We start from the raw sequence: 14,093 nt of genomic DNA on the forward strand, positions 1-14,093 counted from the left end.
ATCAACAGAGGGCAGGGACACGTGATGAATACTATTCCGGTTCGGAAATATATGCCTTTCGGATATAAGCTAATGCTTTCCTATTCGGTGTTGATCATCATTCCCGTGCTATTGGTCGGTTACATTGCCAACTCCATCTTCGTCAGCTCGATCCGCGTGCAAACGCGAAGCAACATACAAGGTACTTTGCAATTGATGATGGACAACATCGCGTACAAGATGGAGGACACCCAGCGAATATCCGATATGATCTACTATGACGATACGCTGTCCAGACACCTTCGGCACTACGAAGCGGGTTGGGTCTCCTATGCGGCTACGACAAAGTATTTACTTCCCAAGTTCCGTACCGTGCTCGATGCCACCGATCGCAGTTTGTGGCTGTCTTTTTATTTACATAACGATACGCTTCCGGAAATCTATAGCCATTATAACCAGGCGGATCCCTTGATGGCGAAAAATCAGCTGTTCGATTTATACCACATCAAGCGTATCGTCGATAAGGATTGGTATAAGGAATATCCTCAAGAGACATACGGAAAGACGTTACAGTGGAAGAGAATCGAGGATGACGAGATTTATGGCCGAATATCCCTTCTGAGAAGAGCCGTGGACATCAACCTTGTTCAAATAAAAGAGATTGGGTTTGCAAGAATCAGCGTACGTCTGTCGGATCTGTTCGAGAGCGTGGATTTTCAGAAAATCGGAGAAGGGACAACCATCTTCATATCAGACGAGCACGATAGGATTGTTACTTCATCTGGTTCGCCCTCCTTGCAGGTTGGAGACCTGTGGAAGGAGGCTAACGCGGGGGAACAACTGGTGATCCGCCAAGCATTGCCCGGGCTGGGTTGGGACATTACTGCCCTCGTACCCGCCAATCTAACGGAGAGGGATACGAATAAAGTCCGTCTTCTAACCCTGTATATTTGTTTAGGTTGCTTTGCTGTATTCTCCATCGCGGGTATATTCATTTCCCGATTTTTCTCTAAGCGGGTTAAGAAGATCGTGACCGTATTGGATTCCTTCCAGGAGGGCGAGTTTCACAAGAGAATTCTGTTCAAGGGAAATGACGAGTTTACTAGAATCTCCTCCGCGCTGAATGAAATGGGACACAACATCGGAAGTCTGATCCGGGAAGTGTACATGACCAATCTGCAGAAGAAAGAAGCCGAGCTTGAATCCCTGCAAGCACAAATCAATCCCCATTTTCTCTATAACACTCTTTCCTCCATAAGCAGGCTGGCTAAATTCGGGGAAGTGGACAAGCTTCACCAAATGGTATTGGATTTAGCGAAGTTCTATCGCTTATCGCTCAATGACGGCAAAAATATCATATCCATATATAACGAGCTGGAGCAGGCCAAAGCCTATATCGATATCCAAGAAACGAAATACGGCGAGCGGATGCAAGTCCATTACGATATTCAGACGGACATTTTCGCTTACGATACATTAAAGTTAATCCTTCAGCCTTTTCTTGAGAACATATTGGAGCATGCTTGGTGCGGGGACAGCATTAACATTCGAATAATCGGTTCCCTTGAGGGTCAATCCGTCGTGTTTCATATCATCGATGATGGCATCGGATTCCATCCTGAAACCATTAAGCAAATTTTGGGGTCCGGTGACATTAACCGTGTCGGGTATGGCATTCGGAATGTCGACAAGCGTATTAAGCTGCATTACGGGAAGGAGTACGGGGTGACGATCGCCAGTAAACCAGGCATCGGATCAACGATCCGTATCGTCATTCCCGCTAGCAGGTTGAAGGAAGAAGACGGCAGCAAGAATCTTGGCTCGGGCTGGTAAAGTGCTTCAGAGGATAGAACTGGGAGCTTGGATGAACGGATTGACGCCCTCCTGAAAGAGCTTCACCCCTCGCTGATCATTACCTTCTATCCAGGTTACAGCGTTCATCCCGATCATGATGCATGCGGAGCAGCCGTTATCCGAACGGTTGGAAGGCTATCCAAGGAAGAAAGGCCTCCCGTCCACTGCATGGCTGTTGCCAAAAATCTTCATCAAGCTATCGGGGAACCTCATGTGATAAATGATGTCAAAGATTATTTGAAGCAAAAGATGGCATCCATCCAAGCTCATCGATCCCAATTCCAAGCCGCTGAGTTATTGGGCAACAAAAAATACGACTGTTGAGTTTTCAACGCCAGGCAGGTTCAAACCAGTTGAAAATATGGTGGGCGGAGGAATCTTTCGGCTTTAGTCCTTTTGGCAAGCTACTATATGGAAGGACACCAAAAGTGATTACAAACCGTTGTAAGGAGGGGGTTCGGTTATGTTATAATTTTTTTAGACCGTAGATCAGAAGGAGGCTGTTTACGTTATGTCCATACCGAAAAAAATGGATAAACAAACTGCAAACGAATTGCGTTCCCTTTTGACTAAAATGAATGTGACTCAGAGCAAAGTCACAATCGACTTGGATAACGATACTATTGAAGTCGAAGATGACTATTCCATTGAGGATATTCTTGAATCAGCAGGGGTTTTAACTCCTGAACAGGCTAAAGAATTGACAGAAGAAGTCAAGAAAATGCGCAGAGAAGAGTGGAATTGATGGGGATCGACGGTTACTTAATCGATACGAATATTGCAATTGCACTCCTTGCAGGTGAAGAAGCTGCACTGTCATTTGCCAAGCAAGCCAAAGATAACCGTATGCCCATGTACTTTTCCGTTATAACCGAATGTGAAGTATTTAGCGGCTTAAAGTCAGAGTACCGTTTGCGTGGTATCAAATTGTTTAATTCTCGTAGATGCATAGAAGTTACCTCACAAATTGCACGTATTGCCGGCGATATTCGAAGAGAACAAAAGGAAAAAGGCCGCAAGCTCAAAGCTCCCGATGCCATCATAGTTGCTACGGCTATTGAATATCATCTTGGTTTGGTATCAAGAGATTCAGATATGAATTTTGTGCAGGAAGAGTTTGGTTTCCCACTCTTGAAAATATAATGTGTTCTCCAGTCTTGCCTTAACGGGTAAGGCTTTATTTTTTGTTAAGCTGAGAAAGACGAAGTAAATGAGGTATAAAGACAGGGGCAAAGGCAAGTTGTGGAATCAGATTATCGAACGAGCAAAACGTGCCTCGCTTCCTTTCGGAGTGTGTATGACACTTGGAATTCCTAACATATGTCGCTATCAAGGGTAATGGGATTCTTGAAACCGGGACAGATCGTTCATCTTCGTAAGAATTCCGATAACAGGGCGGAAATCCCACCGATCGGTAAAATCGGTTATGTCGTGAATAGTACGCATACGTGTCCCAAAGGATGCAGAAGCGTCGGCCGTATTTATAATTCATTCGTTCAGCGATTTGGCGGCACCGTTCGTTTTGTCATCAAAGATATTGTTATTGTGGAACTGGCGCCTAACCTTGAGGAAATATATCTGATCAAGATGTCGGATGATGTCATTTTCACAAGATAATTGTCCCTCGGTTTCCGGTTAAAGGAAGGAATGGGGCTCCTTCTCATCGAATTTAAGCTTAATAGAATTACAGAAAGTGGTGATTACAGATGGATCTGGTAGACTGGCTTTATGAGAAGGTTAATGGAGGCCCCCCTTCCGAAAGTCATATTGATCAGTAACCCTCAATATACACAAATTTATACCAAAGAAATTCTTCACAAAAACTAATTGGACACGATAAAAGAGAAGATCAGCAAAGAAATAGAAAGTTTAATTAGCGGAGATTTAATGGTTATTGAAAGTATTATTCAACTGCAATATTGAGGATATTGCATAGGTTCATAGGTAAATTATTGGTCTAAGGAACCGATTTGGTTAGTTTTTTAATATTTGGTATTGAAATACTCGATTATATTGTGGTATTATTTAGGTGAAAGTTCCTAGTGCTAGAGGGTGATACATTGATTGAATCGTTCTGGAATATCTGCTTGCTTCATGACATTAGCTCGCGGGATCAATTATTGCGGGAAGCTGTTCGAGTTACTCTGACAAGAAAGGTGTTGGAACAACAAGGGGCAGCTAATTCGACTCTTCAAGATCCGGAAATGTTATTCCGAATAATGAAGGAAAATGTAGGCGAGCGAGAATTGGGACACTTCCCCGGAGATCGGGATTTATATTATAAACTGTATCAAGCAGGCAAGGATATCGACCTATTGGATTACGCCTTGCAGACATTGCAGCAAGATCGTGTTACCGGAGGGATCATTGTCCATTCCGGAATCATGGATAGGTTTATAGCCATGTGCGGTCGCAACCATTATCAGTCTCTTCTCATCACTGAGACAGAGAAATATATTCGCGGTCTAGTAGAAACACAGTGTTACAAGCAACCGTTCAAGATAACATTGCTGACAGAGAGCTACATAATCGCCAAACTACTGAAGATCTATTTTGAGCCTTACCCCAATGTTTCTGTTATTCAAGGATCAATTTATCATCCTTTGCCGCTAACGGAGAAATTTGAAGCCATACTAACCATTCCGAATTTCGGGATGAAAATGGACGATGGTGACGATGTGTCAATTCGGGATTCAGAGGGTGTGGCAGTCAACCATCTCATTCCACTCGTACAGGACAGTGGGAGGATTAGCGTAACTTTTCCCGCACGGATGATGTTTCAATCAGGAAGTATTGCAAATTGGCGAAAACAAATAAACGACACAGCCCCAGTCAGTTCTATACATGTGCTTCCGGACGGGTTGTTCCGACCTTTCACTTCCGTCAAAACCTATCAAATCGAATTGGGGAAGTTACCAACGGAAGAAGTGGTTCTCGGACGATTACAACTTCAAAAAATGACGCTAATTACGGAACGTGAAATTACAATTCGTTCCGATCAGTTTGGTCTGCTCGATAATTGGCGAATTGATATGCTGCTGGATGAAGATCAAGATACGTTACGATCATTCCAACAAGCTCTAGTCCCTAAGGTGAAGCTGCGAGATATTGCGGATATTTTTCGAGGGAAATCCATCCTCAAGCAAGATTTAAAAGCAGGAAATATTTGGGTGCTTAACATCTCTAACCTGGAAGACGGCGAAGTGAATCTTGAGCAGTTAGAAACGATAGATGAAGAAGAACGCAAGGTTAAACGTTACGAAATACTGCCGGGTGATTTGGTCATGACCTGCCGTGGAACAGTGCACAAACTTGCAGTATTTCCTGATTCTGATGGGGTCGTAATCGCGTCATCAAATATCATTGTTCTTCGGTTCAAATCAACTATACTGAGCTCATTCGCGAAAATATTCTTGGAAAGTCCAGTTGGAGCAACTCTGATTCAGAGCTTTCAACGGGGAACAACCGTTATGAATTTGAATCCTGCGGATGTAGCGGAAATCGAAGTTCCTCTTCTTTCGATAGAAGAACAGAAGGAACGCATAAACCGTTATACCGAGGAGAAAGAGCGTTACAGAGCAACAGTTCGGGACGCAACAGCTCGCTGGGAACAAGTGAAGAACAAACTTTACAGCGAACTATACTGAGGAGGATTCTTTAGAGATGTCGGCAGCCAACTTAGGATTTGAAGAGAAATTATGGAGCATGGCCGATAAGATGCGCGGCAGCATGGATTCTGCGGAATACAAGCATGTCGCGCTTGGTCTGCTGTTCCTTAAATACGTATCGGACGCATTCGAGGAGAAGTATCAGATTCTAAAAGAAGAAGCCTACGCGGATCCAGAAGACCGGGACGAATATATCGCGGCAAATATTTTCTGGGTACCTAAGGATGCACGTTGGAGTAATATTAAAAGTAATGCCAAAAAGCCGGAAATCGGGCAAATTATCGATCAAGCCATGATTGATATCGAGAAAGAAAATCCATCGCTAAAAGGCGTGCTGCCAAAGGATTACGCTAGACCAACACTGGATAAAACTAGGCTCGGCGAAGTCATTGACTTGTTCTCATTCAAAGTAGGTGATGAGGAAAGCCGTTCTAAAGACGTGCTCGGACGGGTGTATGAATACTTCCTAAGCAAGTTTGCGAGCGCTGAAGGCAAGAACGGCGGCGAGTTTTATACCCCGAACAGTGTTGTTGGGCTACTAGTAGCGATGATCGAACCCTTCAAAGGCCGCGTCTATGATCCCTGCTGCGGATCAGGCGGGATGTTCGTACAGAGCGAGAAGTTCGTCGAGGAACATCAAGGCAAGCTTGGCGATATCGCGGTATATGGGCAAGAGTCAAACCCGACTACTTGGAAGCTGTGCAAAATGAACTTGGCGATTCGCGGACTCGATAACAACTTGGGTGAACATAACGCCGATTCGTTCCATAACGACCTGCACAAGAATTTAAAGGCAGATTACATATTAGCGAATCCTCCCTTTAACATCAGCGATTGGGGCGGTTCTAGACTGACCGACGACGCTCGTTGGGCATATGGCATTCCGCCAACAGGTAATGCGAACTATGCATGGATTCAGCACATCGTAAACAAGCTTGCACCGAGCGGCCTGGCCGGCTTCGTATTGGCCAATGGATCGATGTCTACGAGCACAACGGCTGAATTTGAAATTCGCAGCAACCTCGTCAAAGCGGATTTGGTCGACTGCATTGTCACTTTGCCGGGTCAGTTGTTCTACTCGACGCAGATTCCGGTTTGCCTGTGGTTTTTGGCTAAAAATAAAGCTTCTAAGGGGCACCGCGATCGTCGCGGCGAAATCTTGTTCATCGATGCGCGCAAAATGGGGCATATGGTGGATCGGACTCACAAAGAGCTAAACGTCGAGGATATCAAGAAGATCGCAGACTCTTACCATGCTTGGCGTGGTCAAGCTGAGGCTGGGGTTTATGAGGATACTAAAGGCTTCTGCAAATCGGCGAAGCTTGCTGAAGTTCATGAGCATGAATATATTTTGACGCCAGGTCGTTACGTTGGGATTGAAGATGTCGAGGAAGACAGAGAGCCATTCGAGGATAAAATGGTTCGACTGACGACAGAGTTAGCAGAGCAATTCTCGAAGTCACGACACTTAGAAGAAGAGATTCGCAAGCGGCTTGGGGGGATCGGGTTTGAGTTCTGATACAGTTGAATTACAAGAAGTTGCGAATGTAGTCGACTCCTTGCATAAGACGCCCGAATATATCAAAGAGGGATTCCCCATTATTAGGGTAACCGACATCAAGGGTGGTTATTTAGATTTATCTCAGACACTGAGAGTAAGTTATGAAGTTTACGAGGAGTTTAGCAAGAAGTATAAGCCTCACGCGGGTGATATTTTAGTAAGCAGAGTCGGTAGTTATGGAAACTTTAGTTTTGTGAATTTTGATAGTCCCTTTTGCTTGGGGCAAAACACTGCAATTATTGTACCTAAAAACGTAGATAATAAGTTTCTTTATTTTTGGTTAACTTCAAGTTCAGTAAAGCAACAAATTGAACAAAGAGTGGTAGGTTCAACACAAAAGACACTTAGTTTGAAAAACATAAAAGAATTAAGGGTTCCAAACCTTAGTCTGGAAGACCAACGTTCAATAAGTAACGTATTATCAAAGCTGGATGAAAATATTGAACTTAATAAAATTATGATCCATAATATGGAAGAAATAGCCCATGCCCTGTTCAAACGTTGGATTGTAGATTTTGAGTTTCCAAATGATAACGGAGAACCTTATAAGTCCAGCGGCGGTGAGACAGTATGGTCTGATGAACTAGCTGCAGAAGTCCCGATCGAATGGGAAGTTAAGAGACTGGATGACTTGATTGAATCGATATCACAAACATATAAATTCACTGAAAATCAAGTGATCTTCCTGAACACATCAGACATTTTAGATGGTGAAGTTTTGCATGAAGATTATTCATATCCATCTATTTTGCCAGGCCAGGCTAAAAAAAGAATATATACTGGTGACATTCTTTACAGCGAAATTAGACCAGCCAATAAGAGATTTGCCTATATTGATTTTGATGCACAAGAATATGTGGTTTCAACAAAGTTAATGGTGCTTCGATCAAAATCGATTGTGGACTCAATTATCATATACTACTTTTTAACAAGTAAAACGATAGTTGATTTTCTCCAAACTCTTGCAGAATCACGTTCAGGGACTTTTCCGCAAATCACTTTCCAGCAGTTAAAATTAATTTCTATTGCTATACCGCCAGCCGATTTGTTAAATGAGTTCGCTTGTACTTTAAGGTCTATTTATACCAAGATACAAAACAATAGAAAAGAGAATAAGTTTCTTTCCCAAATTAGAGACACCCTCCTCCCCAAACTCATGTCAGGCGAAATTCGAATACCTGTCGAGCATGAGTATATTCTGGATGCTGACCTGCCGATGGTTGCAGAAACAAGCGCGAACTATATTTCCAATACTTAGCTTAGAAGGAGGTGCATCCATGGCCCTGTACACCACATCCTACACCGAGAACGACCTTGAACAGGCAGCGCAAGAATGGTTCGAAGAACTGAATTACAGTAAAGCTTACGGACCGGAAATATCTCCCGAGGGAGAATACCCGGAAAGGCTGCTTTATCAGGATGTCATTCTGAAAGAGCGTCTTCGCGAGGCTCTCATTCGAATCAACAAGAAGCTACCACGGGAAGTGATCGACGAAGCGGTTCGCATTATCGAATTGCCCCGCAGCCCTAGTCTGATCATCAATAATAAAGCTTTTCAGAAGATGATTACCGACGGTATCGACGTCCAGTATCGGGCGGCCAATGGAGATTATCCGACAGAGAAGGTTTGGTTGTTCGATACGCATCCCGAACGCGTCGACAATAACGACTTCTTGGTCGTGAATCAGTTTACGGTCATCGAGAACCAAACCGATAAGCGACCGGATGTGGTGGTTTTCGTCAATGGGCTACCGATTGCAGTATTAGAACTTAAAAGTGCCTCCAACGAAGAAGTAGGTATTAGCGATGCTTACAATCAGGTGCAGACTTACAAAAAGGCGATCTCATCTCTTTTCACTTACAATTCCTTTCTGGTCATAAGTGATGGCGTCAATGCTAGAGTCGGTACTCTAACTTCGGATGAGGAACGGTTCATGATGTGGCGGACGATCGGCGGGGAAGATATAGCCTCCTCCTCCCTACCTCAGCTCGAAGTATTGATCAAAGGCATGTTCGAAAAAAGCCGGTTGCTGGATCTCATTAGACATTTTGTATTGTTCCAGACGGACGGAGAAAAATTGTTCAAAATATTGGCCGGTTACCACCAATATCATGCCACCAATAAGGCGATCGCCTGCACCGAAAGAGCGACGATGGAGGAAGGCGATCGAAAAATCGGAGTCATCTGGCATACGCAAGGCTCCGGGAAAAGCCTATCTATGGTCTTCTATGCCGGTAAACTGGTTTTGGCGCTTGATAACCCGACGATTGTCGTCGTAACTGACCGCAATGACCTAGACGATCAACTCTACGCATCGTTCAGCAAGTCGAAGGATTTGCTTCGCCAAACACCACAGCAAGCTGACAATCGCACGCATTTGCAAGAGTTGTTAGCGGTGGAGTCGGGCGGGATTATTTTCACAACGGTTCACAAGTTTTCTCCGGAAGAAGGGGATACGAAATATCCTGTACTTACGAACCGCCGGAATGTAATTGTTATCGCGGACGAAGCTCATCGCAGTCAATATGGATTCCAGGCGGAAATGGTTGCTAAGGACGATGAAGCAAACATCAAATACGGCTATGCCAAATACATGCGCGATGCGTTACCGAATGCTTCCTACATCGGATATACAGGTACGCCGGTTGAATTGACCGATAAGAATACTCCTGCCGTGTTCGGTGATTATATCGATGTCTATGATATGACTAGGGCCGTCGAGGATGGAACGACCGTCAAGATTTACTATGAAAGCCGGGTTGCGCGGTTGGAGTTGTCTGATGTTGAGCGCCCGGTTATCGATGAAGAATACGAAGAAATTACGGAATATCAGGAATATACGCAGCAAGAGAAATTGAAATCCAGATGGGCGCGGCTTGAAGCTTTGGCCGGTTCGGAGAAACGGATTAAAAAAGTCGCCCAAGACATGGTTACTCACTACGAGCAACGTCAGGGCGCCATGTATGGCAAAGCGATGATTGTTGTTATGTCACGTCGTATTGCCATCGATCTCTATAAAGAGATTATCTCGATTCGTCCAGATTGGCACAGTACTGATGATAACGAGGGTAAAATTAAAATCGTTATGACAGGTAGCTCCAGCGATCCTGCGGAATGGCAGCCATATATCGGTAACAAGCGTCGCCGGGAACATCTCGCGAATCGGATGAAGGATCTGAACGATCCGCTTGAAATCGTCATCGTTCGAGATATGTGGTTGACTGGGTTTGACGTGCCGAGCATGAACACAATGTATGTTGATAAGCCAATGAAAGGCCATAACCTCATGCAAGCGATTGCCCGGGTTAACCGCGTGTTCCGAGATAAGCCGGGCGGATTAATCGTGGACTATATCGGCATCGCGGATATGTTGAAAGCGGCGCTCCAGCAATATACGGAAAATGATCGCAAGACCGCTGGCGTCGATACGGATCAGGCGGTTGACTTCATGCTAGAGAGGATACAGCTCATTAGAGAACTGTTACATGGTCATGATTTTACTAAATTCGCATCGGAGAAAGCTTCTGAGCGGATGAAGGCAATAGTTGAAACGGTTGATTACGTGCTTGGACTCGGCGACAAAGGGAAACGTAATTTTGTGAATTGGACAACGGAGTTGGGAAAAGCCTATGCTCTATGCGCAACTACAGAGGCTGCAGAGCAAGTGAACCTAGAGATTAGTTTTTTCAAAGCTGTCAAATCCGGAATCGTCAAAATCATCACGACGGAAAATAAGAAGAAAACGACGAACGAACTGGATGCGGAGCTGAATCAACTGATCTCTAGGTCGATCATTTCCGATGAGGTCATTGATATTCTTGAAGCAGTCGGTTTGCAGAAACCGAACATCGCGATATTGTCGAATGAATTTTTGGAGCATGTGAGAGGTCTGAAGCAGAAAAACCTTGCGGTAGAGTTATTGAGAAGGCTGCTTCAGGGTAAGGTGAAGGCAGTTTCCAGAATCAGCATCATTCAGTCGAAGAAGTTCTCTGAGATGCTGGAGGAAGCTGTTCGTAAATACAACAATCGTACAATCGAAACAACGCAGGTCATTGAAGAGTTGATCCAGATGGCCAAAGAGATGAACGAAGCAGTTAAGCGCGGTGAGGATCTTGGGCTCATTAAGGAAGAAGTAGCCTTTTATGATGCGCTTGCTTCGAATGAAACCGCAAAGGAATTGATGGGCGACCTCGTTCTAAAGCAAATTGCGCATGAACTGACACAGGCAATCAAAGGCAACATTAAGGTAGACTGGACGCTTCGGGAGAATGTTCGGGCGCAGATGCGGATTACTATTAAGAGGTTGTTGAAGAAATACGGTTATCCGCCGGATCTGGAGAAGATGGCGATTGATCTTGTACTTCAACAAGCTGAGTTGATGGTTCAGTCAGAGACGGAAGAATTCAGGTACTATTAGACATCAGGCGTAGAACATCAAAGAATTGATGTCCTACGCCTATTTTAAAATTAATATGATTGGAGACAAGAGAATGAATGTATTGAAGGATCTCTCATTGATAAGACTAGCTCATTATGTACCATTTGAAAGTCTTGACTTAGCTGCAACCACTAAGAATGATCTTGTACTCAACGCATTGTTTATTGAGAACACTGCATTAACTGCTACGGAAATTAAAGAAAAAATAAGTATGATTTTGGGCTGCAACTTAGATTTGCAAACAATTCAAAATAGCTTAAATTCTTTAACAGATGATAATTTAGTTACTCAGTCTAAGGACAAGTATGTCCTTAGTTTTAACTGCTACTCTTTAATGAAGTCAAAAGTAACGGAAGTTGGAGCGTTTCAAGAAGAGGTTATAGAAGATTGGATCAATGAATCTATTAAGCCGCATTTTGTAGAACTTGACAGCGTAGAAATTAGTAGCTTGAAGGATCAATTAATTCAATTTCTTTCGATACTGTTTCTGCATCATGGAGCGGCAAGTAAAGCTTTAATTGAAAATGAGTTGCTTACTGATGACAATCTATCAACTAATGATATAATTGAAAGTCTCCCTTTTCGTTCTCAATCGCTAAAGATAATAGCGAAAAAAGAATATCTACTATTCCTTGGTTCTACTAATGCCAATATAAGACGTTATCTTGAACAATTAATCGAAAAAGCATTTCGGTACCTAACAACCATATGTGACCCAAATATTCTAGAAGGAATAAAACATTCAATTCAAGGTAAGGACCTATATTTAGATTCAAGTACTGTGTATAGACTATTAAACTTACAGGGTGAACATCGCTATTTACTAGTAAGAGATGTTGTAAATTTATGCCGTGAATTTGGCTTTAATCTTAAGGTTTCAGTGATGACATTAAAAGAGCTTGAGAGAAGGATTTCCTTTGATTCCAGGGTGCTCCTTGAATTTCCTACCCCTGTTGCACTTTCTGCAGTTGGTTATAAATATATGACAGAAGAGAATTTTGTAAGTACATACTGGAGAACTGCGAAGAGACAAGGAATCGAAATAAGCGATTTTATTTCAAAATATAGAAATATTGATATAGTTCTCGAAGAAGAAGGAATTGAAGTAGAGAGGGTCATACCTGCTCATAGTAATGAGTTTAATGTTGAGTGGACTGATCTAATAAGTAAAATAAATAACAGAAGTGATCATGAAAAATCAGCAGCAGCTGCAGAGCATGATGCTTATCTAATAAGTTTGATGGTTGAATTGCGGAAAAACCAAGTTATTAATCGATTCTTAGATAGTCCTGCATGGGTATTAACTACAGACCGGTTTTTTATCAGGTTTCAAAATTCTGAGATTCGTTTTAGAGAAGAACTACCCTTTGCATTATTACCGACGCAGTTGATTCAAATTCTAAGATTTGTAAGACCTACCGATAACAAATTCAATGAAATGTTTCTTGATGTTTTTTCTAGAACATTCGTCCCAATATCAGATGGATTAAGTAATATGCATACTCAAAAGATCTTGTCTCGAATATCACAATATAAAGGAGCAACTCCCTTTTTGGCAGAAAAAGTTCTTTCTGACCAATATTTCAGAAATAGGTTCAAAAATAGTGAATCTGAAGAAGAGAAAGAGGAAATAATTCATGAATCCTTGGTGGAGAAAGCAAGCGAATTAGAAGAACTGGTTGAGGAAAAAGATAATAAATTACAACAACTAGAAAGTCGAATAGATGAGTTTAATCAGAAACAAGAGCGGTTGTTAGAAATAATTGGAGAAAAGACAAATGTTATAACTTCTGTCTCTCAGGAACTTGAAGATTCAAAAAGAGAATCAGGTGCAGCTGTTGGAAATATAATAACTCTTCAAGAACAGTTAAGCAGTTCAAATATGACTATTGAAGGATTAAAAGAGCAAGTAGAATTGCTGATAGCAAGACAGACCGAAAAGGACAGTAGGCGAACGAACCAAATTACGAATTTCAAGAAGATTACTACAGTTGTTTTTTTTATACTCGGGGTAGCATTATTGTTTATTTTCTTATTTCCGATATTTGAAAAAATTGGTAAGTCGACAATTCTAACACTAGTAACTATTTCTGTTTGGCCATTATCTTATTATCTTTTTAAGAATAAAAAATATGCTACATTAGTGGCATCTATAATTAGCATTGTGGCAACTATTTTTGCTCTTTACTATACTATCCTTCAATAGCTGCACATTCAAATACTTCTGATACTATTTTCTATCGCTGGTAGCGATGAGGTCAGTTTTTGGATGCTATTATTGATGTAGACATCATCAAATACGAGCGGTATGGAGCCTTCTGTAACAGTTTCAAAGCTTTTATACTCCCGCATACGGTGGAAGTCATGGTGAATGGTGAGTTAACGGATAGCGCTCATTATTCTATTTTGAAAGATGAATATAAGTAAGTTTGCGAACCGCGAAGGCTTGATGCCAAGCGGTTTTTTCTAGTGCGCCCAGCATGGGCGTTATCTATAGGGTGAAAGTCCCGAGTGACGAAGGCAGTAGTAGTCATTAGCTTAAGACAAGGGTGTCGACCAAGAGGTCGAATCTGAAGGAAGTCGGCGGCAAAC

10 protein-coding genes are annotated in these 14,093 nt (G+C 42.6%); all 10 read left to right on the forward strand.

Annotated elements, in window-relative coordinates; genetic code table 11:
• Window positions 1-24: 24 nt before the first annotated feature.
• On the forward strand, window positions 25-1,812 hold the full coding sequence (locus E2980_RS10875) for a sensor histidine kinase (protein ID WP_240702977.1): 1,788 nt from the start codon (window positions 25-27) through the stop codon (window positions 1,810-1,812).
• A gap of 27 nt (window positions 1,813-1,839) precedes the next feature.
• On the forward strand, window positions 1,840-2,157 hold the full coding sequence (locus tag E2980_RS10880) for a PIG-L family deacetylase (RefSeq protein ID WP_135152207.1): 318 nt from the start codon (window positions 1,840-1,842) through the stop codon (window positions 2,155-2,157).
• A 187-nt stretch (window positions 2,158-2,344) separates the two neighbouring features.
• Window positions 2,345-2,578, forward strand: coding sequence for a hypothetical protein (locus tag E2980_RS10885; protein WP_135152208.1), 234 nt, complete (start codon window positions 2,345-2,347; stop codon window positions 2,576-2,578).
• Window positions 2,578-2,976, forward strand: coding sequence for a PIN domain-containing protein (locus tag E2980_RS10890; protein WP_240702978.1), 399 nt, complete (start codon window positions 2,578-2,580; stop codon window positions 2,974-2,976). The genes E2980_RS10885 and E2980_RS10890 overlap by 1 nt, the downstream gene beginning before the upstream one ends.
• A 195-nt stretch (window positions 2,977-3,171) precedes the next feature.
• The gene (locus tag E2980_RS10895) at window positions 3,172-3,450 is read left to right on the forward strand and encodes a DNA-binding protein (RefSeq protein WP_240702982.1); all 279 of its coding nucleotides are present in this window, start codon (window positions 3,172-3,174) and stop codon (window positions 3,448-3,450) included.
• Window positions 3,451-3,893: 443 nt separating this feature from the next.
• Window positions 3,894-5,480: a restriction endonuclease subunit S gene (locus E2980_RS10900; protein WP_167747071.1), complete on the forward strand. Its 1,587-nt coding sequence runs from the start codon at window positions 3,894-3,896 to the stop codon at window positions 5,478-5,480.
• Window positions 5,481-5,496: 16 nt separating this feature from the next.
• Window positions 5,497-7,020, forward strand: coding sequence for a class I SAM-dependent DNA methyltransferase (locus E2980_RS10905; RefSeq protein ID WP_135152210.1), 1,524 nt, complete (start codon window positions 5,497-5,499; stop codon window positions 7,018-7,020).
• Window positions 7,010-8,320, forward strand: coding sequence for a restriction endonuclease subunit S (locus E2980_RS10910; RefSeq protein ID WP_167747072.1), 1,311 nt, complete (start codon window positions 7,010-7,012; stop codon window positions 8,318-8,320). The genes E2980_RS10905 and E2980_RS10910 overlap by 11 nt, the downstream gene beginning before the upstream one ends.
• Before the next feature lie 19 nt (window positions 8,321-8,339).
• Entirely contained in the window at window positions 8,340-11,480 is a 3,141-nt protein-coding gene (locus tag E2980_RS10915; protein ID WP_135152212.1) for a type I restriction endonuclease subunit R, read from the forward strand.
• 73 nt (window positions 11,481-11,553) lie between these two features.
• A complete protein-coding gene (locus E2980_RS10920) occupies window positions 11,554-13,707 on the forward strand; it encodes an AAA family ATPase (RefSeq protein ID WP_135152213.1) in 2,154 nt (717 codons plus the stop codon).
• Window positions 13,708-14,093: the final 386 nt, after the last annotated feature.

The organism is Cohnella luojiensis (genome assembly GCF_004564235.1).
Classification (GTDB): Bacteria; Bacillota; Bacilli; order Paenibacillales; family Paenibacillaceae; genus Cohnella; species Cohnella luojiensis.